Here is a 22,940-nt window from a genome sequence, read left to right as displayed (position 1 = left end):
TGTCAGCGCGGCGCGTGATCGCGGGCCGTGAGCACGAAGAGCTGCGCCATCAGGTCCGCGAGCAGCCGCAGCTGCGGGTCGTCGGTGAGCGGGGCGTGGCGCCACGGCGCGGCATGGGCCTCGAGGCCGTCGAGCGGTCCGGCGAAGAACAGGCGCCGCAGCGCACCGCCGAGCACGTCGTGCGCGGCCGATTCCGTTGGGCTGCCGAGGGTGCTGTCGGCATGGCTGCCCCATGCCGGCGTGGCGAGGAAGGGCGAGAGCACCACGCCTTGCAGGCGGCCATCGCGCAGGAAGCTGCCCAGCGTCAGGTCGTAGGGTTGCAATGGCCCGTGCGCGAGCGCTTCCTGCAGCAGCGCGGGCAGCACGCGCAGGCCCTTCGGTGTGACGAGGTAGGCGACCGCGCCCCAGTTGTAGATCGTGCGTGCATCGAGGAAGTCGATGCCCGACAGCGCATGACGCGGCGCACCGCTGTCCCGTGGCGGCAGGCGCCGCTGCAGGCTGTGCCAGAGCGCGAGCAGGTGCTGCGTCGAGGTCACGGGCTGGCATTCGAGGAACGCGATGTCGCAGCCTTCGGCTTCCAGTTGCGCGAGCGCGCCGCTGCGCAGCACGGCCGGCAGGGCCTCGCTGAGCTGTGCGTCGTCTTCGAGCACCAGCAGCGCTTCGTCGGGGGTCGCGCGGGTGAGGGCTTCGGCGTGCGAGAGGAAGCAGGCGCGCTCGCCGGGCGTGATCGCCGTGTTGCCGGGTGCGAGTGCCTGTGCGTCGATGGCTGCGTGCCGCCGGACATTCGTCAGCCCGAGCCGCTGCAGCTGCGCGTCCATCGCGGCACGGCGCTCGGTGCTTCGCTCGAGGTTGATGTAGCAGCCTTGCATGGGCATCTCCGGTGCGTCATCGCCGAAGGAGCGATGCAGTGAACATCATGGCGTCGGAAGGTCGTGAGGCCGACACGAACCGTCCGTGGCTCAGCGTCGTGCTGCCTTTCTACCGCAAGCTTGCCGAATTCGAGCGTGTGCTGCCGATGAACGCGGGGTATTGGGCGCGGCCCGGCATCGAGGTGGTGATCGCACTCGACGAGCCCGGCGAGGAAGCCGGCGTGCTGGCGCTGGTCGAACGCTTTCCGCAGATCCGCTGGAAGGTGCTGGTGAACGAGGTGGCGCATGGATGGCGCCCGCCCTGCAAGGCCATCAATGCCGGCGTGCGCTGCAGCGCGGGGTGCTTCGTGCTGGTCCATTCGCCCGAGTCCGCCTACGTGGGCGATGCGCCGGCCCTGCTGCTGCACGCCGCGATGGGGCACGCGCGCGGCGTGGCGGTCGGTCGTGTCGGCTTCGCGCGCTTCGACGAACTCACGGACACGCTCGACGCCGTCTTCGCACGCCAGGTGCCGCCCGAGCTGCTGCTGCAGACCTTCTACGGCTCGCTGTGCTGCGCGCGCGAGGCCTTCGAGGCCGTGCACGGCTACGACGAATCGTTCGAAGAATGGGGCGGCGACGACGACAACCTGCGCGTGCGCCTGGAGATGGCGGGCTGGCAGCTGCTGGCCTGCCCGGACGCGCACCTGCTGCACCTGTCGGACGAAACGCGCACGGGCGGCGAGCAGTTCGACCGCGACGTCGACTGGATCAAATGCACGCCGCACGAGGCGCGTGCAGGCGATGCCGGCTGGGGCTGCGACTTCGACCGCATTGCACGCGACGACAGCACCAGCGCATGGTCCGCCGAAGCGCCGCACTGGCCGGCCGCCGCACCCGTGGTGCCGATGGGTTCGCGTCGCCAGTGCGAGGTCTGCGCGCGCCTGCTGCACCACGAGCCCAGCGCCTTTCATTGCCCGCGGTGCGCGCGCCCGCTGATCGCACAGCGTCTCACCTCGCGGCTGCGCATCGTCTGCGTGCTGCAGCTGCGCAACGAAGCGCGCTGTCTGCCGGGTTGCCTCGACCACCTGCGCGGCCATGTGGACGGCATCGTCGCGCTCGACGACGGCTCGACCGACGGCACCGCCGACATCCTGCGGCGCGAACCGATGCTGCTGGAGTTGCTGTCGAACCCGCCGTGCGCCGACGGCGCGCATGTGTGGCGAGAGAACAAGAACAAGCGCCGCCTGCTCGAAGCGGCGCGCCGCCACGGCGCGGGCTGGGTGCTGGTGTGCGATGCCGACGAGCGCTACGAGCAGCTGTTCCTGCGCCACCTGCACGCGACTGTCGATTCGCTGCCGGACAACCAGCTCGCCAGCCTGTCGCTCGTGTCCTGCGAGCTTTGGAACTCGCCCGACGCCTGGCGCAGCGACGGCCCGTGGGGCCGCAAGTCGCGCGCACGGCTGTTCCGTTTGCCGCAGCAGATCTCGTTTGAATCGAGTTCGGAACTGCACGGCCCCTGGCTGCCCGACGACGCGCAGCGCCACGGCCTGATGTTCTACAGCCGCTACCGGCTCTACCACCTCAAAAGCATCCGGCATGCGGACCGCGTGGCGCGGCGCGACCTGTACACGCGGCTCGATCCGGCGCGGCAGTTCCAGGCCATCGGCTACGACTACCTCGCGGAAGAAGGTCCGGGGCTGCAGTTGATGCGCATCGAGCCCGACCGCGACTACGACCGCCGCACCTTGCCGCCCGACCTGCAAGCGGCTCAGTCGCCCAACCCCAGCGTTCTCGCGAAGTCGCCGCGGTAGGTGCGCAGGCCCTGGTGCGACAGCCGCGAGCGCGTGTCGACATGCACGCGCCCGCCGATCGATTGCCAGCGCCGGCAGAAGCCGTAGTCCTCGCTGAGGTAGCGCCCGTTGCCCGGCTCGGCGAACACGTCGAAGAAGCGGTAGTGCGGCCGCGCCGCGGCGACCGGGTCGTCCATGCGGTCGGGTGTGTAGCGCAGCTCGGGCAGCGCCTGCGCCATCTGCTCGAGCACGCGGCGCGCGATCAGCATGAAGCCGGTGGGCGCGTCCAGCACTTCGAGGAAACCGTCGGCGTCGACGCGTGCGCCCGCATCGTTCACGTTGACCGGAAACGCCGCATGCAGCGCCTCGAAGTCGGCGCGCGTGGTGCCGGCCGGCAGCGGCGCGCGCAGGCCGCCTTCGGGCCAGCCGTCGCTCTTGTGCGGGTACACGCCGGCCACCACGTCGCGCCCCGCGCCCAGCAGCCGCAGCGCGGCCTCGGGCTCGAAGCCGATGTCGGCGTCGATCCAGAACAGGTGCGTCCAGCGCGTGTCGGCCAGGAACTCGGCGGCCAGCCGGTTGCGCGCGCGCGTGACGAGGCTGTCGCCGTCCAGAAAGCGCGTCTGCATCGCGAAGCCGTGGGTCCACGCGAGGTTGACCAGGCCGAGCAGGCTGCGCGCGCACTCGGTGCCGACCGCGCCGCCGTGGCAGGGCGTGGCGACGAAGGGGCGGACGTCTTTCAGGTCGATGGCGGTGGGCATGCGGGGTCAGGCGCCGGGCGCGTGGCGCCGCGTGGTGAGCAGTGCGCGCAGCTTGGCCGGCGCCACCGGTTTGGTCAACAGCGTCACGCCGCCGTGGCGCAGCCGCTGCAGCACCTCGGGCCCGGTGGCGCCCGACACCAGCACGGCGAGCGCGCCGGGCTGCAGGCGGCGGGCGGCGTCGATCACTTCCACGCCGTCGGCGTCGCCGGCCAGTTGCAGGTCGCACAGCACGGCGTCGTAGACGATGTCGCCGGTGCCCAGCCGCGCCAGCGCCTCGGCGCCGGTGGTGACGCATTCGACCTCGCAGCCCCACTGCGTGAGCAGCGCGTGCGTGCCGTCGAGGATGGCGGGGTCGTCGTCCACCACGAGGCAGCGCAGGCCGGCCAGCGGCGCCGGTGCCACCGGTGCGGGCTCGGGCGGCGCGACGTCGGCCTTGCGCGCGGGCGGCAGCGTGAACGCGAAGGTGCTGCCCGCCTGCAGCGCCGAGCGCACGGTGATGCGGGTGCCCAGCAGGGTGGCGATGCGCGCGCAGATCGCCAGGCCCAGGCCGAAGCCGCGGCGCCGGTCGCGCTCGGTGTTGGCCACCTGGTAGAACTCTTCGAAGATGCGGCCCTGGTGGATGGGCGCGATGCCCACGCCGTTGTCGCGCACCTCGATGCGCACGCCGGCCCGGCTGCGCCGCGCGGCCACCAGCACGGTGCCGCCTTCGGGTGCGTGGCGCAGCGCGTTGGCCACCAGGTTGCCGACGATGCGCTGCACCATCGCCGCGTCGCTGCGCACCGCCAGCCCGCGGTCGCGCCAGTGCAGCCGCACCTGCGCCGCATTGGCGGCGGGCGCGTGCTGCGCGTCGAGCTGGTCGAACAGCGCGGCCAGCGAGACGCGCGTGATGGCGGGCGTGAGCACCTGCGCATCGAGGCGTGAGATTTCGAGCAGGTCGTCGAGCAGCACGCCCATGAAGCCGGTGCTCTCCTGCAGCCGCAGCACGGCCGGGCGCTGCGCCTCGGTGGCGCTGGGCAGCAGGCCGTCGATGAACAGGCCCATGGCATGCAGCGGCTGGCGCAGGTCGTGGCTCGCGGCGGCCAGGAAGCGCGCGCGCGACAGGGCGGCCTGCTCGGCCTCGGCCATGCGCTGCAGCGCGACGGCGGTGGCCTCGCGCACGCGCTCCTCGCTCACCTGGCGGTTGTATTGCAGGCGTTCGGCGAGGCGGTCGATGTCGTGCGCGAGCACGGCCAGCTCGTGCGTGCCGCGCGTGCCGCCTTCGACCACGTCGCAGCGCACCTCGAAGTGGCCGGCCTCCAGCGCCGCCACCGTGCGCGACACGCGCCGCAGCGGCCGCGCCACCGTGCGCGCCATGTGACGCACCGAGGCCCAGGCCGCGAGCAGCGCGACCAGCGCGATGCCGATGCCGGCGATGAGCGAGCGGCTGCGCTCGTGCGTGTAGGCGGTGGTGTCGCGGAAGGTCTGCACCAGCCCGATGGGCGTGTCGCCCGCCGCGGTGGAGCCAGCCGGCGCGAAGGCGCTGGCGCGCGAGGCTTCGCGCAGCGTGACCGGCGCGCTGAACATGCGCAGCTGCGCGAGCGATTCGTTCTTGGGCCCGGCCGTGACGTACACGCCCGCGCTGTTGCTGATCTCCACCCGCGTCACCTGCCCGCCGCGCAACGCTGCCGACGCCACGTTCTGCAGCGCCGGCAGGTCGCCCGCGTACAGGCTCAGGTCGGACATCGCCGCCACCTGCCGGGCGACCGCCTGGCCTTCGGCGTCGAAGGCGGCTTCGAGCGTCTGCAGCCGGTTGTGCGTGAACCAGCCGGTGAGCGCCAGCGCCACTGCCGCGCAGGGCACGACGCCCAGGCGGAACAGGTCGCGCTGCAGGTTGCCGCGCACGACGAGCGAGGCGGCGGCCGGTGGGGGAGGGGGCGGTGGCGATTCGGTCGCCGTGGCCGCTCCCGCCGCCGTCGGGCGGACCAGCGGGCTCGGGGGGACCGGCGTGGTGCTCATCGCGGGGCTGCGAGTCGTTCGGTGAGCTCCCGTTCCTCCGGCGGACGCAGGCCGAGCCCGCGTGCCACGGTCGCGTTGATCCGCACGGTGGCCGGCGTGGCCGCCTCCACCAGCGGGCTGTTGCTGTTGCCGGTGCTGCCTGCGCTGGCCACTTTCTGTCCGAGCTGGCGCGCCTGTTGCGCGAGCTGGCCGGGCGTGGAGACCGCCGCCGCCAGGCCGCCCGAGCGCACCAGCCCCTCGCTGGCGCCGAACACCGGCAGGCCCGCGCCGGCGCCGGCATGCAGCACCGAGAGCGTGGCGGCCTGGCTGTCGCCGATCAGGTCGGGCAGCACCATGAGGGCGTCGCTGCGTGGCACCAGGGCGCGCAGCGCGGCGGCGAGCGAGCGTGCGTCGGGCGCGATCTCGACCTGCAGGTCCCAGGCCGGGTTGGCGCCTTGCGCGGCGCGCTGCAGTTCGCGCACCAGTGGCTCGGATTCGGGCGTGGCGATGACGCCCAGGCGGCGCTTCTGCGGCAGCACGGCGTTCACCAGTGCGAGCTGGTCGGCCATGGCTGGGTCGCGCAGCAGCACGCCCACGCGCCGGTCGCCGCGCCGCAGGGCAGTGGGGCTGGCGGCCTTGAGGGTCTCGTAGTCGAGCCGGCTCAGCATCGCGAGCACCAGCGGCTCGGCACCGGGGCGTTCGAGGGCGGCGCGCGCGGCGGCGGTGCCCACCGCCACGGTGAGGCCCGCATCGCTCGCGGTGCGTAGGCTGCGCGTGCGCACGCCGGTGTTGGCGGCGGGCTCGGTGTCGGCGCTGGCCGGTTCCGCGGCCGTGGCGCCCGGTCCGATGCGCACGAGTTCGAACTTGCCGGAGGCCGGCTGGCCGGTGCGCAGCTGCTGCACGAACTCGGCCGACGCGGCCTGGTCGTCGCCGACGAGCACCGTCAGCGTGGCCGCCGATGCCACGCGCGGCGCGGCGGCCAGGCACAACACGAGACCGAAGGCCAGCAGCGCGTGGACAGCACGGTGCACTCTTCCGGAGAAAAGCGGAATGGGAGGGTTCACAGCGACGGACATGGACTGCTTTGTGCAGCGAGAGGCAATGGTCCAATGTAAGGACGTGCCCTGTTTCCCGCGATAAGGCGGAGGGCTTATGCCCGCATGCGCGAGGGCCTGCGCGTGTGAGGAAGATCACACCGCGGCGGCTGCTTGGTCTATGTCCGACGGACTACCCGGCGCCTACAGGGAAGGTACCGTGTCAGAGGCCCGCCGCAATCACCAGCGCGGCCGCGCGCTGCGCCTGGATCGCCTGGCGCAGCACGCGCGGCGACACTGGCTTGTAGAGCACGGCGATGCCGGCGGCGGCCACCTCGCGCAGGCGGTCGGGCTTGGTCTCGCCGGTGACCAGCAGGCGCGCGGTGCCGGCGCCGATGCCGTTCGGGTGGCGCTCGAGCGCGGCGATCACGTCCAGTCCGTTGTCGCCGCCCTGCAGCAGCAGGTCGCTCACCACCACGTCGGGCGGCGTGTCCCAGTGGTCGGCCAGCGCCAGCGCCTCGGCGCGCGTCTGCGCGGCCAGCACGGTGGCGCCCCAGTTGGACAGCACCACGCTCAGGCCTTCGAGGATCGTGCGCTCGTCGTCGATGACGAGGATGCGCAGGTCCGCCAGGCTGTCGCCGTTGCTCTCGTCGTCGGCGCTGGCCGCCGCGGGGGCCGGTGCCACCGGTGCCGGCAGCGCGGCGGGCGCGGCGCGCACCTGCACGCGCACGCAGGTGCCCTTGTTCAGGCGCGAGCTGAGCTCGACGCGCGTGTTCAGCAGCTCGGCCAGCCGCTGCACCGTGGCCAGCCCCAGGCCCATGCCGCGCGCGCCGCCGGGCGCGTTGCTGCGACTGGCCGGCTCGACCTGGTAGAACTCCTCGAACACCCGCGCCTGGTGGTGCGCGGCAATGCCCACGCCGGTGTCGACCACGTCGATGCGCACGCCCTTGCCGCGGGCGCGCGCGCCGATCAGCACGCCGCCCTCGACCGTGTGGCGCAGCGAATTCGACACCAGGTTGTTGAGGATGCGCGAGAGCATCACGTAGTCGCAGCGCACCCACAGCTCGGTCTTGCGCACCACCAGCCGCAGGCCCTGCTGCTCGGCCACGGGGCGGAAGTTGCGGCTGATCTCGTCGAACAGCCGGTCGAGCGGAAAGTCGGCCCACTGCGGCTGCAGCACGCCGGCGTCGAGCTGCGACAGGTTCAGCAGTTCCGAGAACAGCCGGTCGAGCGAATCCACGCATTCGCGGATGTGGCCGATGCGCTGCAGCTTCACCGGGTCGGTCTCGCCGTTGGCCAGCCCGTCGGAGAACAGCGTGAGCGCGTGCAGCGGCTGGCGCAGGTCGTGGCTGGCGGCGGCCAGCAGCCGCGTCTTGGCCTGGCTGGCCACCTCGAGCAGCTGGTTCTTGCGCGCCAGCTCGGCCGTCGCCTCGTTGATGCGGCTTTGCAGCAGCCGGTGGCTTTCGGCGAGCGCGCGTGCCGCCTGGTTGAAGCCGTGCTGCAGATGGCGCACCTCGGAGGTGCCCTCGATCGCCACGCTGGCGGCCTCTCCCGCGCCGAGCCGGTCGACCGCCTCGCCCAGCGCACGGATCGGCTCGCTGATGCGGCGCGCCGCCCACCAGCCCGCCAGCCCCACGCCCAGCAGGCTCATGGCCAGCACCAGCGCCACGTTGAGCCAGACCGAGCGGCGCGCGCTCTGCACCGCGTCCAGACCGATCTCGACCATCACCTTGCCGTTGTGGCGTCCGTCGTCGCTGACGATCGGCACCACCACCTGCAGGCCTTCGCCGCGCCGGCGGTCGACGGTCTCGGAGTTGGCGACGATCTCGCCGTCTTCCGTCCAGATCTGCACCTGCTGCACGTGCGGCTGGTAGGTGCCGGTCTGCGCGGTGCGTGCCAGCGCGCGCCGGTCCATGCGCGCCAGCGGCGCCTGCGCCACCGTGGCCACCTGCAGCGCCACCGTCTGCGCGTTGGCGCGCATCAGCTCTGTGAGGTTGCCCAGGTGCTGGCGCGTGAGCACCGCGATGGCCACCAGCGTGGCCGCCGTCGCCGGCACCAGCGCCAGCAGGATCAGCTGCTGGGCGAAGGTGAGGCGGGCCAGCCCGCGCAGGAGGCGGAAGTTCCAGTTCATGAAGGCCTTGAACGCATGGGGCGCGAGCTTAGGGCCACGGCCCCGAACAGGGAAGACCGGAAAAACATCACGAGAAAGACTCGCATTTGGGATGTAATGGCGTCCGCGTCGCCCATGTTAGACCCCGCCGGCTCGCCGCGGGCCCCGTGTCTTCCGCTCCTTCCATGCACGCCTTCTTGCGTCGTTTCGGCAGTTTCCCCGGCACCGGCCGCCGTGCGGCCCTGGCGCTGGCCATGGGGCTCTTGCTGCTGCCGCTGCCGGCGGCGGCGCAGGCTTCGGCGCCCGCTGCGGACGCGCCGGTGCGCTTCGGTATCCTGCCGCTGGGCGGTGCCTTCGAGTCGCGCAGCGACTGGGACCCGCTGCTGGCCGAACTCAGCCGCGCCATCCAGCGGCCGGTGAGCGTGCTCTCCGTCAACTCGTACGAAGCGCTGGAGCAGGCCATCCAGCGCGGCGAAGTCGACATGGCGTTCCTGTCGGGAAAGATGGCGCTCGACGCCGTGAGCCAGAAGCGCATGAAGGTCGTGGCCCAGGTCGTGCGGCACGACGGCCTGCCCGGCTACCGTGGGCTGCTGCTCACGCGCAAGGCGCCGCCCTTCAACACGCTGAAAAACCTCGTCGACCAGCCCGAGCGCTGGCGGCTGGCGCGCGGCGAACGGCAGTCGGTGTCGGGCTTCATCGTGCCGCAGCTGCAGTTCTTTCTGCCGAACCACATCGTCATGGAGACGCGCTTCCTGAGCGAGGTCGTCGGCACGCACCAGGCCAATGCGCTGGCCGTGGCCAACAACGAGGCCGACGTGGCCACCAACAACTCGGCCGATTTCGAGCGCTTCAAGCTGCGCTTTCCGGCCGAGGCGCAGCGGCTGCAGGTGCTGTGGGAGTCGGAGCTGATCCCGCACGCGCAGATCGTCGTGCGCCGCGAATACCCGCCCGAGCTGCGCCTGCGCGTGCAGGCCTTCCTGGTCGCCTACGGCCGCGGCAAGGGAGCGCGCGGCGACGCCGAGCGCGTGGTGCTCAAGTCGCTGCACGACCTGGCCGGCTTCGTGGCCGCCGACAACAGCTCGCTGCTGCCCGCTGCCAAGCTCGCCTACCAGCTCGCGATGCAGAACGCGAAGACCGCGCAGTGGGTCAACGACGCGGCACGGCAGGCGCGGCTGCAGCGGCTGGAAAACGGCTATGCCGACCAGTTGGCTGTCTTGAAGGATGTGAGCCCTTGAACCGTCGCACGATGCTCGCGCTGGCCGTGTCGTCGCTGATGGCGCCATGGCCGGCGGGCGCGCAGCCTGCACCAGTGCCCTCCGCCAAAGGCACGCCGGTGATCAAGGAGGTGCGCTTCGGCGTGCTGCCACTGGGCGGCACCGTCGAGTCGCGCGCCTTGTGGACGCCGCTCATGGCCGACATGAGCCGCGCGCTGGGCCTGCCCGTCAGCGCGTACTCGGTGCCGTCGTACGAAGAGCTCGACCGTGCCATCGGCCGCGACGAGATCGACATGGCCTTTCTCTCGGCCAAGATGGCGCTCGACGCCGTCATGCAGCGGCGCATGAAGGTGGTGGCGCAGATCGCGCGGCGCGACGGCATGCCCGAGCACCGCGCCGTGCTGCTCGCGCGCAAGACCGGGCCGCTCAACACGCTCGAGGGCCTGCTGGCCCAGCCCGAACGCTGGCGGCTCGCGCGCGGCGACAGCCGCTCGGTCACCGGCTTCATCGTGCCGCAGAGCCAGCTCTTTCTGCCCAACCAGATCGAGATGGAAACGCGCTTTCGCAGCGAGTTCGTCGGCACCCACCAGGCCACCGCGCTGGCCGTGGCCAACGGCGACGCCGACGTGGCCACCAACAACACCACCGACTTCGAGCGCTTCCGCCAGCAGTTCCCGGTCGAGGCCGCGCGGCTGCAGGTGATCTGGGAGTCCGAGCCACCGCCCGGCGCGCCGATGGTGGTGCGCCGCGACTACCCGCCCGAGTTCCAGGCGAAGCTGCAGGCCTTCCTGATCGGCTACGGCAAGGGCAAGGGCCCGCGCGCCGACGCCGAGCGCGAGGTGCTGAAGAACCTGCGCGCGGCGTACGGCTACGTCGCGGCGGACGACAGTGCGCTGCTGCCGGAAGCCAAGCTGGAATACCAGCTGGGGCGCCAGCGCGCGTTGTCGGCGGCTTGGGTCAACGATGCGGCACGGGAGCAGCGGCTGCAGCGCATCGAGAAGGCGTATGCGGCGCAGGTGGAGGCGCTGCGCGGTTCTGCCGCACCTCGCTGAAGCCGCCGCGCCGCTGCTTCATTCCCCGGGCCGTGTCCTTCGACGCGCTCTCCCTGGCCATCTACTCCCTTTGCCGTACGCAAATCGCCACCGTCTAGGCCATTAGACGGATTTGCCCGCAGCCCCCCGCGCCGGAAACTTCGTGTTTCTTTCTTCCCGGCACCCTTGCCGTTGACGGAGTGCGGATGAGTTGGCGAACCAAAGTGGTCTGGAGCGAGGGGATGCTGTTGCAGCCTCAGCACCTGCAGCAGAGCGAGCGCCATGCCGATCATGCGCGGCATGTGCTGTTGCGCACCACCACGCCCTACGCCTGGGGATTCGCCGAAGTCGAGATCGACGCGGCGGCGCTCACGTTGGGCAAGCTGGCGCTGGTGCGGGCGGTGGGGATCTTCGGCGATGGCACGGTGTTCGACATGCCGGCGGTCGATCCGCTGCCCGAGCCTATCGACATTCCCGCGTCCATGCGCGACGAGGCCGTGGTGCTGGCGCTGCCGCTGCGCCGCGCCGGGGCGCGCGAGGCCGACGCTGAAGAATACGAAGAGCTGGTGCGCCACCGCGTGCTGGAGTCGGACGTGCCCGACTCCAACACGGCCGGCGAGCGCACCGCGATGCTGCAACTCGGCCAGCTCCACACGCGCCTGATGCGTGCCAGCGAAGCGACCGATGCCTGGGCGACGCTGGGCGTGGCCCGTGTGGTCGAGCGCCGGGTCGACAACCAGGTGCAGCTCGACCGCGCGATGCTGCCGCCGCTGCTCGACGTGGCCGGCCACGCGGTGATCCGCGCCTGGCTCGACGAGCTGCTGGGCCTGCTGCGCCAGCGCGGCGAGGCGCTGGCGGGGCGCATGACGCAAGGCGGCACCGGCGGCGTGGCCGAGATCGCCGACTTCATGCTGTTGCAGGCGGTGAACCGCAACGAGGCCATCTTTGCGCACCTGGCCAAGAGCGCGATGCTGCACCCGCAGCATTTCTTCGAGCACGCGCTCGGGCTGGCTGGCGATCTCGCGAGCTTCCGCGACACGCGCCGCGTGATGCGCTTCGGGCCCTACATCCATGACGACCTGGCGCTGAGCTTCCGCCCGGTGATGGACGACCTGCGCCGCAGCCTGTCGATGGTGTTCGAGCAGTCGGCGATCCGCATCGAGCTGCACGACCGCAAGCACGGCGTGCGCGTGGCGATGGTGACCGACGTCGAACTGCAGCGCAAGGCGACCTTCGTGCTCGTGGTGAACGCGAACATGCCGAGCGAGGCGCTGCGCGCGCGCTTCCCCACGCAGGTGAAGATCGGACCGGTCGAGCGCATCCGCGATCTCGTGAACCTCGCGCTGCCGGGTGTCACGCTGACGCCCATGCCGGTGGCGCCGCGCCAGATTCCCTTCCACACGGGCGCCAACTACTTCGAACTCGAAACGCGCAACAGCGACCTGTGGCGACAGCTCGAGCAATCGGGCGGCATCGCGATGCACATCGCGGGCGATTTCCCCGGCTTGGACCTCGCGTTCTGGGCCATTCGTTCCTAGCCGCCTCCGGCTGACGGAAACGGAACATCACCATGAGCACCCCTCCCGACCCCTTTGCCGCCTTCGAGTCCGAGCGCACGGTCATCAAGCCCAAGCCGCGCACGCCGGGCGGCACGCCGCCGGCCGCTGCGCCCGCGCCGTTCTTCGGCGGCGCCGATCCGACGCCCGTGGCCGAGGTGGGCGAGATCGGCCTGCTCAATCCGTTGGTCTCGGCCGCGGGCAAGCTGCTGGTGCTGATCGGCAAGCTGCGCAACCTCGCGCAGCCGCCGAACGTGCCGGCGCTGCGCGCGTCCACCGCCGATGCGGTGAACCAGTTCGACGCCGCGGCGCGCCGCGCGGGCGTGGGCAACGAGTCGGTGCTGGCCGCGCGCTATGTGCTGTGCACCGCGCTCGACGAAGCCGTGGCCAACACGCCCTGGGGCGTGCAGGCCGGCTGGAACAAGCAGAGCCTGCTGGTGCAGTTCCACAACGAGACCTGGGGCGGCGAAAAGGTGTTCCAGCTGCTGGCCAAGCTCGCGCAGGATGTGCCCACGCACCGCCAGCTGCTGGAGCTGATCTACAGCGTGCTTGCGCTCGGCTTCGAGGGCCGCTACCGCGTGGTCGACAACGGCCGTGCGCAACTCGACTCGGTGCGCCAGCGCCTGGCCGACCTGATCGCGAAAGACCGTCCGCCGGTCGAACCCGAGCTGTCGCCGCACTGGCGCGGGCAGGGCGCGGGCACGGTGCGGCTGCGCGAGTCGCTGCCGCTGTGGGTGTTCGCGGCCGGCTTCGCGCTGCTGCTGGCGCTCGCATGGTTCGGCCTGCGGCTCACGCTCAACCACCGCTCGGACACCACCTACGCGGCCGTGTCGAGCCTGCGCGTGCCCAACATCCAGATCGCGCCGCCCGCCGCGCCGGCCAAGTCGCCGCGGCTCGCGCGCTTCCTGGAACCCGAGATCAAGCAGGGCCTGGTCACCGTGACCGACGAGGCTGACCGCAGCGTGGTGCGGCTGCGCGGCGATTCGTTCTTCGGCTCGGGCAGTGCCGAGCCCATGGCGGCCTCGCTGCCGGTGCTGCGTCGCATCGGCCAGGCGCTGGCCGAGGTGAAGGGCGAGGTGCTCATCACCGGCCACTCCGACAACCAGCCGATCCGCTCGCTGCGCTATCCGTCGAACTGGCACCTGTCGGCCGCGCGCGCCGATGCGGTGAAGGGCGCGCTCTCCACGTTGGTCGAACCCGCGCGCATGCGCTCGGACGGCAAGGCCGACGCCGAGCCCGTGGTGGCCAACGACACGCCGGCCAACCGCGCGCGCAATCGCCGTGTCGACATCGTGCTGCTCACCGAACCCGAACGGCTCGCTGCCGCAGCCCCGGGAGCGACGAAATGATCAAGAAAATCTTCGGCTTCCTGTTCAGCCCGCTGCTGCTGACGCTGCTCGCGCTGCTCGTCGTCGCGCTGCTGATCTGGTGGATCGGCCCGCTGGTGAAGATCGGTTCGCTCGCGCCGCTCGAAGGCGAGATGACACGCGCCATCGTCATCGGCGTGATCGTGCTCATCGTGGTGCTGCGCGCGCTGTACCGCCGCTGGCGCGCGCGCCGCGCAAGCCAGCACCTGACCGACGGCCTCATGAAGGCGCCGGCCGCCAAGACCGGTGCACCGGTCGACGGCGAACAGAAGATCCTCGACACGCGCTTCAGCGAAGCCGTCGCCACGCTCAAGCAGATGCGCCTGCATGCCGCCGGCAAGAAGCCGGGCTGGCGCGACTGGCTGTCGATCTCGGGCGGCAGCTACCTGTACGACCTGCCGTGGTACGTCTTCATCGGCGCACCGGGCGCGGGCAAGACCACGGCGCTCGTCAACTCGGGCCTCTCGTTCCCGCTGGCCGAGAAGTTCGGCCCCGGCGCCATCCGCGGCGTGGGCGGCACGCGCAACTGCGACTGGTGGTTCACCGACGAGGCCGTGCTCATCGACACCGCCGGGCGCTACACCACGCAGGACAGCCACCAGTCGGAAGACAAGAGTGCATGGGAAGGCTTCCTCGGCCTGCTGAAAAAGGCGCGCCCGCGCCGGCCGCTCAACGGCGTGTTCCTCACCGTGAGCGTGGGCGACCTGCTGAGCCAGGGCCCCGAGGCGCGCACGCAGCTCGCGGCTTCGATCCGCGCGCGCCTGCTCGAACTCGACAGCAAGCTCACCACGCGCCTGCCGGTGTACGTGCTTGTCACCAAGAGCGACCTGCTCTACGGCTTCACCGACTACTTCGACGACCTCGGCAAGGAACAGCGCGCGCAGGTCTTCGGCTTCACACTGCCGGCGGACGAGAACGTGCAGCTTGAAGAGAAGGGCCTGTCGGCCGCCTTCCAGCGCGAGTTCGCCTTGCTGCACAACCGCGTCAACGACGGCCTCATCGCGCGCATGCAGCGCGAGACCGACGGCACGCGCCGCGCGGCGATCTTCGGTTTTCCGGCGCAGTTCGGCTCGGTCGGCCCGTTGCTCTCTGATCTGCTCGAACAGGTGTTCACCGGCTCGCGCTTTGCGCAGCCGCCGTGGGTGCGCGGCGTGTACTTCACCAGCGGCACGCAGGAGGGCAGCCCGATCGACCGCGTGATGGGCAGCCTGGCGCGCAGCTTCGGCATCGAGCGCGCCATGCTCGCACCGCAGAAGTCCAGCGGGCGCAGCTACTTTCTCACCGCGCTGCTGCGCGAGGTGGTGTTCCCCGAGCAACGCCTGGCCGGCGCCGACGTGAAGCTGGAGCGCCGCCGCAACACGCTGCGCCTGGCGGGCGTGGCCGCGATGACGCTGGTCACCGTCGGCCTGCTCGCAGCCTGGGGCTACAGCACCTGGCAGAACAACAACTACCTGAAGTCGGTCGAGGCCCGCGTCGAGCCCGCGCAGAAGACCCTGGCCGCGCTGCCGACGCGCGTGCAGAACCTGGTCGAGATCGCGCCCGTGCTGCAGGGCCTGCGCGACATCTGGAAGACGCCCGACAACCGCCAGGGCGACGAGCCGCTGTCGATGACGCTGGGCCTGTACCAGGGCGACAAGCTTGATGCCGCCGCCATGCTCACGCACCAGCGCGCGCTCAACGACGCCTTCCTGCCGCAGATCGCCAAGCGCATCGAGGACCAGCTGCGCACCGCGCAGAAGGACAACCTCGAGTTCACCTATGAAGCCCTGAAGAGCTATCTGATGCTCTACCAGCCCGAGCGCTTCGACCCCGAGGCGCTGAAGGCCTGGATCACGCTCGACTGGGCACGCAACCTCGACCGCGGCATTCCCGAAGACCAGCGCAAGGCGCTCGAAGACCAGCTCGACGTGCTCATCGCCCAGGGCCCGCCGCGCTCGCCGCTGAAGATGGACGAGAACCTGGTGCGCAGCGTGCGCGCCGTGCTCGCGAGCTACCCGCTGGAGCAGCGCGTGTTCAGCCGCCTGAAGCGCCAGCGCGCCACCAAGGACATCCCGGGCTTCAGCGTGGCACAGGCCACCGGCCCGTCGGGCCCGCTCGTGTTCGAGCGCATCAGCGGCAAGCCGCTGAGCGAGGGCGTGCCGGGCATGTTCACCTACGACGGGTACCACAAGCGCTTCCAGAACGAGGTCGTGGTGCTCACCGGCCTGCTGGCCGCCGAAGACCCGTGGGTGCTCGGCCAGGACCGCAACGCCAGCGAGCGCCTGCGCGACGCCGCGGCGCTCGGCGCGCTCACCGACCGCGTGCGGCGCCTGTACCTCGAGGAGTACGTCAAGCAGTGGGAGGCGCTGCTGGCCGACGTGCGACTGATCCGCGTCAGCGGCCTGGAGAAGAACATCGAGACCGCGCGCATCTTGTCGGGCGTCGATTCGCCGCTCGCGAATTTCCTGCGTGCGGTGGTCAAGCAGACCACGCTGATTCCTGCGGCCGATGCCAACAAGGACGTCGTCAGCAAGGCCACCGAGACCGTGCGCAACACGCGCAAGGGCCTGGAAGACCTGTTCGGCAGCGACCCCGGCAAGCAGGTGGCGCCGGGCAAGCGCATCGAGAGCATCGTGGACGACCGCTTCGAGTCGCTGCGCCGCCTGGTCACCGCGGGCGGCCCGAACCAGCCCGCGCCGATCGACGACGCGCTCAAGCTCTTCAACGAGGTGTACGTGTACCTCAACGCCGTCGACACGGCCGTGAAGGGCCGCACCTCGCCGCCGCCGGGCGACGTGGCCGGCAAGCTCAAGTCGGACGCGGGCCGCCTGCCCGAGCCGGTGCGCAGCATGATCGAGAACCTGAGCCAGACCGGCGCTGCGCAGGCGCAGGTGGCCGAGCGCGGCAACCTGAGCCAGGACCTGCGCCCCGTGACCGAGTTCTGCAACCGCGCCATCGCGGGCCGCTACCCCTTCGTGCAAAGCAGCAAGCGCGACGTGCTGCCCGAGGACTTCGGCCAGATGTTCGGCGCCGGCGGCCTGATGGACGACTTCTTCCAGAAGCGCCTGGCCGCGATCGTGGACACCAGCACCCGGCCGTGGCGCTACAAGCCCGTGGCCGAGCGCGGCGCGATCACCACGCAGGCGCTGGCGCAGTTCGAGCGTGCGGCGCGCATCAAGGACATCTTCTTCCGCGGCGGCGGTCGTGGGCCGTCGATGCGGCTGGACTTCAAGCCGGTGGAGATGGATGCGGGCATCACGCAGTTCATCCTCGACGTGGACGGGCAGCTGGTGAAGTACGCGCACGGGCCGGTGGTGCCGATGGCGGTGCAGTGGCCGGGGCCGAAGGGGAGCAACCAGGTGCGCGTTCAGGTGAGTCCACCGTCGACGACGGGGAGTTCGGGGTCGGCGATGGATGGGCCTTGGGCTTTGTTCCGTACGTTGGACGACGGGCAACTGGAAGCGGGGGATGCGCCGGAGAAGTTCTTCATCACGTTCCAGGTGGGGGCGCGGAAGACGCGGTTTGAGGTGACTACGAACAGCGTGCAGCATCCGATCCGGTTGAAGGAATTGCGGGAGTTTTCTTGTCCGGAGGGGTTGTGAGTCTGGCCTCTTCTTCTTCTCTCTTCGTTTCCTCTGAGTTGCCGGGGTGGTTTGGCAAGTTGCCGGGGATGGGGGACTTTGCGCATCGGCGGTTGCCAGAGGCGTTTCGCTCGGTGTGGGACCCGTGGTTGCAGCGCGGGTTGGCACGGCTGCGGGATCGGCATGCGGATTGGACTGCTCACTACCTGGAGGCGCCTGTGTGGTGCTTTGCGCTGGGGGCGCAGGTGGTGGGGGAACGGGGGTGGATGGGGGTGTTGATGCCTTCGGTGGATGGGGTGGGGCGGTACTTTCCGTTCACTCTTGCCGTTGAATTGGATGAAGGCGTACCTGGTGCGCTGCATGGAGAGGCGCTTGTTGCTGCGCTTCGGTGGTGGGCGTTGGGGACGCAGGCTGTGCTTGAAGGGCTTGAGGGTGATTTGGATGCGCTGCGGTTTGATGCGGTGCTGAGTCAGTTGTTTGTGACTTCTGCTGCCGACGAGGCCGCTGTTGAGGGCCGATCGCTCGAGCTGCCTTTGGCTGGAACCTCGCTTTGGATGGAGACGCCTGGTTTGGAAGGCGGGGTTCGGATGTTGGCTACTGGGCTTCCTCGGGATTTGCAGTTTGAGGCTTTGTTTCTTGGGGGTGGGGAATGAGGGCGGTGCTTCCTTTTCCTTCCCGAGGCCGGGAGTTCCGCCCGGCGGCGGACTTACTTTCTTTTGCTTCGCCAAAAGAAAGTAAGCAAAGAAAAGGCGACCCCACTGTCTGCGACCCCTGCGCTTCGCTACGGGGCAACCTGCGGTGCTCGCGTTTCGCGGGGTCTCGCAGAACTCGCTTCGCTCAAACAGCTGCGAGCCCTGATCCGCGAAACGCTGCGCTCCTCGGCGCAGCCAGAGGGGAGGGGGAACTCGGGCCGTCGCTGCGCTCGGCCCTGCAATACCAACAGCCCAATCCAACGCCCATGCGCGCGGCTTCGCCTGCGCGCATTTCTCTGCGGACGCCACTGCCAATCCCCGCTGCAGCAGGCGCAAAGCGCCTGCTGCAGCCCACTGGCCGAGCGGAGCGATGGCCCGCTGGTATCCAAAGCCCTTCTGTATGCGCCGAGGAGCGCAGCGTTTCGCGGATCAGGGCTCGCCCTTGTTTGAGCGAAGCGAGTTTGGGCGAGACCCCGCGAAACGCGAGCACCGCAGGTTGCCCGAAGCGAAGCGTAGGGACGCAGACAGTAGGGTCGCCTTTCTTTTGCCTACGTTTCTTTGGCGAAGCAAAGAAAAGTAGGTCGCCTGCCGGGGCGAGACCCGGCCTCGGGAAGCAAACCCAAAACGGCGTTCACCTAGCAGGAGCAGGTCAATGACCGACAACGCCCTTCCCCCGGAAGACGACCGCACCCGAGTCGTCTCACGCACGCCCACAACCGAAGCTGACACAGGCGGGGCCACAGTCATCACAGCCGGCGGCTTCACCACAGCCTCAGGCACCCCGGTAACAAGTCCCGCCACAGCCACCCACGACGCAGGCCTCCTCCCCGTAGGCAGCCGCCTCGCCGAATTCGAAGTCACCCGAGTCGTAGGCCAAGGCGGCTTCGGCGTCGTCTACGAAGCCTGGGACCACACGCTTGAACGCGTAGTAGCCATCAAGGAATACCTCCCCACGTCCCTATCGACAAGACAGCAAGACGGCACCGTAGTCCCCCTCTCAGAAAGACACAGAGAAACCTTCGACCTGGGCATGCGCAGCTTCATCAACGAAGCCCGCCTCCTCGCCCAGTTCGACCACCCCTCGCTCCTCAAGGTCTACCGCTTCTGGCAAGAAAAGGGCACCACCTACATGGTCATGCCCTTCTACAAGGGCGACACCTTGCGCGAGGCACTCGTAGCGATCCCCGCAGGCGTCGACGAAGCCTGGCTCACCCGCATCATGGACGGCGTCACGCAAGCCCTGGCCGTGATGCACAACGCCCACTGCTACCACCGCGACATCGCCCCCGACAACATCATCCTGCTCGAAGGCTCCGGCCGCCCCGTGGTGCTCGACTTCGGCGCCGCGCGCCGCGTGATCACCGACAAGACGCAGGCGATCACCGTCATCCTCAAGCCCGGCTACGCGCCCATCGAGCAGTACGCCGAGATGCCCGACATGTCCCAGGGCGCATGGACCGACGTCTACGCGCTCGCCGCAGTGATGCACGTCGCCGTGTGCGGCCGCGCACCGCCGCCCTCGGTGGCGCGGCTGCTGTCCGACAGCTACGTGCCGCTGGCGGGCAACGACATCCTGCGCCAGCGCTACAGCGACCGGTTGCTTGCAGCGATCGACGCGGGCCTGGGCGTGCGGCCCGAGGCACGGCCGCAGTCGATGGCGGAGCTGCGCGCTGCGCTGGGCCTGGAGGTCGGCCACAGCATCGCGCCCACGCCGCGCACCGTGCCGCCGTCGGGTGCGCGAAGCAGTCAGTCGGGTGCCGATGCACCGACGGTGATCGGCACGGCCCACATGCCGAAGCCGATCGCCGCCAAGTCACCTGTTGCTGACAACAGCAAGAGCGGCAGCAACAAGGCCGTCCTCGGCGCCGTCGCCGCCGCCGTGCTGATCGTTGCAGTAGGCGGCGGATGGTGGTTCCTCGGCCGCTCGGGCAGCGAAGGCGATGCCGGCAAGACGGCGCAAACCGCCACGCCCGCGCCCCCACCCGACACCCCCACCCAGGTCGCCGAGGCCCCACCGCCGCCGCCACCCCCGCCGCCTCCCAAGCCACGCACCCCCGCCGAATCCCTGCAATCGCTCGCGGCAGGCGCCGCCCCGGGCTTCGAGGTCACGGCCACGCCGAAGAAGGCCGAGGTCGCCATCGGCAAGGACAAGCTGGCCTTCGAGGTGCGCAGCAAGCGCGACGGTTTCGTCTACGTGTTCCTGCTGTCCAGCGGCGGCGAGATGTTCCTGCTGTTCCCGAACCTGCTGGACAAGTACAACAAGATCACCGCCAACGCCGCGCTGGCGCTGCCGCGCGCCTCCTGGCCGATGGACGCCGGCGGGCCGGCCGGCACCAACCAGTTCGCGGTGCTCGTGAGCGAGCACGAGCGCGACTTCGGCGCCTCGGGCGTGCAGAACGAAGGCGTGTTCCCGCAGTTCCCGCTGCCGGTGCTCGCGGCACTCGAAGCCACGCGCGGCACGGGGCCGTCACCGCTGTTGGGCAAACCGGTCTGCGCGCCGGGCGCCCCGCCGTGCAACGACGTCTATGGCGTCGCGAATTTCAAAATCGTCGAGAAGTAATCGTCTGTAGAGCGTCGGCCGCTTTCGGCCCCCTTTCCACGACCAGGAGACTTTCATGCACACGTCACCGTCGCCGCACTTCGCGCTTCCCCTTTGCCGAACGGCCGCCGTGGTCGCACTGGTGCTGTTGGCCGCCTGCGCCAACACGCCGCCGACCGCCACGGGCACGGCCACCACCGCGCCCACCACGGCCGACCCCGCGACCGCACCGGCGCGCCCCACTGGCGGCAGCGTTGCCGGGCAGGCGCGCACCTTCTCGACCCAGCTCGCCACCTACACCTCGGTCGGCTTCGACGCCGTGCCGGGCTGGGCGCGCGACGACTTCTCGGAAAGCTGGCCGGCCTTCCTGGGCAGCTGCAAGGTGCTCAACGGTCGCGGCGCCGAATGGAAAGAGGTGTGCGAGCGCGCGCTGAAGGTCGACGGCAAGAGCACGCAGGCCATTCGCGGCTTCTTCGAGAGCGAGTTCTCGGCCTACCAGATCCGCGACGACGACCGCAAGCCCGACGGCGTGGTCACCGGCTACTTCGAGCCCGAGATCGCGGGCAGCCGCACCTACGTCGCGCCGTTCATCTACCCGGTCTACGGCCAGCCCGAGGACATGCTGTTCGTCGATGCGCGCAAGCTCCCGGCCGGCAGCGGCACGGTGGCCGCGAAGGTCGAAGGCCGCAACGTGGTCGTGCAAAGCGGCCTGAGCACGCGCGACATGGGCGCACCGGGCCTGTACGCGCTCGACCTGTCGGCCATCACCCGCGACACGCTCGACCGCAAGGTGCGCCTGCGCATCGACGGCAAGCGCCTGCTGCCGTACTACACGCGCGAAGAGATCGAGACCAAGGGCGCGCCCAACGCCAAGGTGCTGGCCTTCGTGAGCAGCGCCACCGCGCTGTACGAGATGCAGATCCAGGGTTCGGGCCGCATCAAGCTGCCCAGCGGCGAGGTCGTGCGCGTGGCGTATGCCGAGCAGAACGGCCAGCCCTTCCGCCCGACCATCGCGCAGGCCGCCAACGGCAAGCCGCGCAGCGCCGTGAAGGTGCGCGGCGGCTCGCTCGAGCTGACGCTGGACGACGGCGACGACGAAGACACGGGCGCCATCGACAACAGCGTGATCCGCACGCGCGGCTTCACGCTGGCGCGGCCCACGGCCAGCGGCGCGGTGGTGGTGCCGGGGCGGCGCACGGCCGGCGCGGTGACCGGCTCCGGCATCAAGGACCCGAGCTACGTGTTCTTCAAGGAGTCGACCTCGCCCGCGGGCGGCCCGGTGGGCGCCTTCGGCGTGCCGCTGTCGGCCGGCCGCTCGATCGCGGTCGATCCGCGCAGCACGCCGCTGGGCTACCCGGTGTTCGTGTCGACGCGCACGCCTGGCAGCGGCGCGCCCATGCAGCGCCTGACCATCGCGCAGGACACCGGCGGCGCCATCCGCGGCGCGGTGCGGGCCGACTACTTCTTCGGCAACGGCCAGCAGGCCGCCACCAACGCGCGCCGCATGAAGGAGCGCGGGCAGCTGTGGATCTTGCTGCCGCGCGGCCTCGCCGTGGCGCAGGCGGCGGTGTCAGGTGCGATCCGCACGCGCGGTGGCCCGGTCGGCGCCAATCTTCCGCAGTGCCTCGTGCCCACGGAAGGCGTCTGCGTCGACGACTGACCTCTTTTCTTTCGACCCCCTTGGCCCTTCATGCAGGAAACCCTTTCGTCCGCCGAGAGCTCTGAACTCGTCCGCCTCTGGCGGCGCCGGCAGACGCTGTCCTCGGACGACATGGGCACCATGTACCGCATCGTGGGCGATGCGCTCGTGGCCTGCAACCCGCCCGAGCTGCAGGTGCTGGGCGAGGGGCGGCAGGAGCTGGTGGCGCAGTTCATCTACGTGAAGGTGCTGCGGCTCGATGCCGACCCCGACGAGTCGGAAGAGCGCGCCGGCCACAGCGCGCCGTCCACCGCCTTCGCGCTGTGCGCGTACTTCCGCCGCTACCTCATCGACTGCACGCGCGCCAGTTCGTTTCGCCGCAAGGTCTCCATCGGCGACCAGATCACCGAGGCCCAGCTCGAAGACGAACTTGGCCCGGGCGAAGACCTCGACGGCTGCCTGGCCGAGCACGGCCTCAGCGCGCAGGCCGTGCAGCTGGCGGCGCGCGCCTTCATCGCCGGGCTGCCCGAGCCCGAGCGCATCCTGCTGTGCGAGGGCTTCGGGCAGGAGGCCGAGGGCGGGTTGTCGGGCGTGGCCTCGCGCCATGCGATCGCCTCGTACCACTACCGCGCCGGCCGGCTGGGCCTCGTGCACAAGCGCGAAGGGCTGGGCGCCGGCTATGCGCAGACCCGCATCGGCAGCTGGATCGGCCAGACCCTGGGCATCGCCATCGAGGCCGACAACATGGCGGCGATCCTGCAGGTTTTCAAAATCCTCGGGGCTGAAGCGTCTTATGTCTGAAGACATAGCCATTCAGGAACAGACGCC

Annotated in this window: 15 protein-coding genes; 10 read left to right on the top strand and 5 right to left on the bottom strand. The window is 70.4% G+C overall.

The window, feature by feature from the left end:
- Positions 1–2: 2 nt before the first annotated feature.
- Positions 3–869, bottom strand: coding sequence for a glycosyltransferase family 25 protein (locus AC1RAA_RS28890; RefSeq protein ID WP_492732311.1), 867 nt, complete (start codon positions 867–869; stop codon positions 3–5).
- 47 nt (positions 870–916) lie between these two features.
- On the opposite strand from AC1RAA_RS28890, the gene AC1RAA_RS28885 reads away from it, so the two are divergent.
- Positions 917–2,659, top strand: a complete 1,743-nt coding sequence (locus AC1RAA_RS28885) for a galactosyltransferase-related protein (RefSeq protein ID WP_492732403.1) — start codon at positions 917–919, stop codon at positions 2,657–2,659.
- Here AC1RAA_RS28885 and AC1RAA_RS28880 read toward each other — a convergent pair.
- The 4 genes from AC1RAA_RS28880 to AC1RAA_RS28865 form a co-directional block, all read right to left on the bottom strand.
- Entirely contained in the window at positions 2,617–3,396 is a 780-nt protein-coding gene (locus tag AC1RAA_RS28880) for a hypothetical protein (RefSeq protein ID WP_492732309.1), read from the bottom strand. The two genes, AC1RAA_RS28885 and AC1RAA_RS28880, sit on opposite strands and share 43 nt — an antisense overlap.
- Positions 3,397–3,402: 6 nt before the next feature.
- Positions 3,403–5,391, bottom strand: a complete 1,989-nt coding sequence (locus AC1RAA_RS28875) for a hybrid sensor histidine kinase/response regulator (RefSeq protein WP_492732307.1) — start codon at positions 5,389–5,391, stop codon at positions 3,403–3,405.
- Entirely contained in the window at positions 5,388–6,401 is a 1,014-nt protein-coding gene (locus tag AC1RAA_RS28870; RefSeq protein ID WP_492732305.1) for an ABC transporter substrate binding protein, read from the bottom strand. Before AC1RAA_RS28870 ends, AC1RAA_RS28875 begins: the two co-directional genes overlap by 4 nt.
- 226 nt (positions 6,402–6,627) lie before the next feature.
- Complete coding sequence (locus AC1RAA_RS28865) at positions 6,628–8,535, bottom strand: ATP-binding response regulator (protein ID WP_307697131.1); 1,908 nt, start codon at positions 8,533–8,535, stop codon at positions 6,628–6,630.
- A 164-nt stretch (positions 8,536–8,699) separates the two neighbouring features.
- Between AC1RAA_RS28865 and phnD (AC1RAA_RS28860) the strand changes: the two genes are divergently transcribed.
- The 9 genes from phnD (AC1RAA_RS28860) to AC1RAA_RS28820 all read left to right on the top strand — a co-directional run bounded on the left by phnD (AC1RAA_RS28860) (position 8,700) and on the right by AC1RAA_RS28820 (position 22,913).
- Positions 8,700–9,749, top strand: a complete 1,050-nt coding sequence (gene phnD, locus AC1RAA_RS28860; protein WP_492732303.1) for a phosphate/phosphite/phosphonate ABC transporter substrate-binding protein — start codon at positions 8,700–8,702, stop codon at positions 9,747–9,749.
- An 11-nt stretch (positions 9,750–9,760) separates the two neighbouring features.
- On the top strand, positions 9,761–10,780 hold the full coding sequence (phnD, locus tag AC1RAA_RS28855) for a phosphate/phosphite/phosphonate ABC transporter substrate-binding protein (RefSeq protein ID WP_492732401.1): 1,020 nt from the start codon (positions 9,761–9,763) through the stop codon (positions 10,778–10,780).
- Between the two features lie 185 nt (positions 10,781–10,965).
- On the top strand, positions 10,966–12,297 hold the full coding sequence (tssK, locus tag AC1RAA_RS28850) for a type VI secretion system baseplate subunit TssK (protein ID WP_492732301.1): 1,332 nt from the start codon (positions 10,966–10,968) through the stop codon (positions 12,295–12,297).
- 32 nt (positions 12,298–12,329) lie between these two features.
- Entirely contained in the window at positions 12,330–13,664 is a 1,335-nt protein-coding gene (locus tag AC1RAA_RS28845; protein ID WP_492732299.1) for a DotU family type VI secretion system protein, read from the top strand.
- Positions 13,661–17,263, top strand: coding sequence for a type VI secretion system membrane subunit TssM (tssM, locus tag AC1RAA_RS28840; RefSeq protein WP_492732297.1), 3,603 nt, complete (start codon positions 13,661–13,663; stop codon positions 17,261–17,263). Before AC1RAA_RS28845 ends, tssM begins: the two co-directional genes overlap by 4 nt.
- On the top strand, positions 17,260–17,895 hold the full coding sequence (tagF, locus tag AC1RAA_RS28835; protein WP_492732295.1) for a type VI secretion system-associated protein TagF: 636 nt from the start codon (positions 17,260–17,262) through the stop codon (positions 17,893–17,895). The genes tssM and tagF overlap by 4 nt, the downstream gene beginning before the upstream one ends.
- A 691-nt stretch (positions 17,896–18,586) precedes the next feature.
- The gene (locus tag AC1RAA_RS28830; protein ID WP_492732293.1) at positions 18,587–20,494 is read left to right on the top strand and encodes a protein kinase domain-containing protein; all 1,908 of its coding nucleotides are present in this window, start codon (positions 18,587–18,589) and stop codon (positions 20,492–20,494) included.
- Positions 20,495–20,549: 55 nt separating this feature from the next.
- Positions 20,550–22,133: a murein transglycosylase A gene (gene mltA / locus AC1RAA_RS28825; protein ID WP_492732291.1), complete on the top strand. Its 1,584-nt coding sequence runs from the start codon at positions 20,550–20,552 to the stop codon at positions 22,131–22,133.
- 30 nt (positions 22,134–22,163) lie between these two features.
- On the top strand, positions 22,164–22,913 hold the full coding sequence (locus tag AC1RAA_RS28820; protein ID WP_062482983.1) for a hypothetical protein: 750 nt from the start codon (positions 22,164–22,166) through the stop codon (positions 22,911–22,913).
- Positions 22,914–22,940: the final 27 nt, after the last annotated feature.

The organism is Variovorax sp. GW823-FHT04F07 (genome assembly GCF_058795995.1).
Note: the sequence above shows the minus strand (reverse complement) of the source record. Positions and strands in the feature narration are given on the sequence as shown.

Coding starts and splice junctions, on each gene's coding strand:
- AC1RAA_RS28890 (WP_492732311.1), bottom strand. CDS start 869: ATGCAAGGCTGCTACATCAACCTCGAGCGAAGCACCGAGCGCCGTGCC.
- AC1RAA_RS28885 (WP_492732403.1), top strand. CDS start 917: ATGGCGTCGGAAGGTCGTGAGGCCGACACGAACCGTCCGTGGCTCAGC.
- AC1RAA_RS28880 (WP_492732309.1), bottom strand. CDS start 3,396: ATGCCCACCGCCATCGACCTGAAAGACGTCCGCCCCTTCGTCGCCACG.
- AC1RAA_RS28875 (WP_492732307.1), bottom strand. CDS start 5,391: ATGAGCACCACGCCGGTCCCCCCGAGCCCGCTGGTCCGCCCGACGGCG.
- AC1RAA_RS28865 (WP_307697131.1), bottom strand. CDS start 8,535: ATGAACTGGAACTTCCGCCTCCTGCGCGGGCTGGCCCGCCTCACCTTC.
- phnD (WP_492732303.1), top strand. CDS start 8,700: ATGCACGCCTTCTTGCGTCGTTTCGGCAGTTTCCCCGGCACCGGCCGC.
- phnD (WP_492732401.1), top strand. CDS start 9,761: ATGCTCGCGCTGGCCGTGTCGTCGCTGATGGCGCCATGGCCGGCGGGC.
- tssK (WP_492732301.1), top strand. CDS start 10,966: ATGAGTTGGCGAACCAAAGTGGTCTGGAGCGAGGGGATGCTGTTGCAG.
- AC1RAA_RS28845 (WP_492732299.1), top strand. CDS start 12,330: ATGAGCACCCCTCCCGACCCCTTTGCCGCCTTCGAGTCCGAGCGCACG.
- tssM (WP_492732297.1), top strand. CDS start 13,661: ATGATCAAGAAAATCTTCGGCTTCCTGTTCAGCCCGCTGCTGCTGACG.
- AC1RAA_RS28830 (WP_492732293.1), top strand. CDS start 18,587: ATGACCGACAACGCCCTTCCCCCGGAAGACGACCGCACCCGAGTCGTC.
- mltA (WP_492732291.1), top strand. CDS start 20,550: ATGCACACGTCACCGTCGCCGCACTTCGCGCTTCCCCTTTGCCGAACG.
- AC1RAA_RS28820 (WP_062482983.1), top strand. CDS start 22,164: ATGCAGGAAACCCTTTCGTCCGCCGAGAGCTCTGAACTCGTCCGCCTC.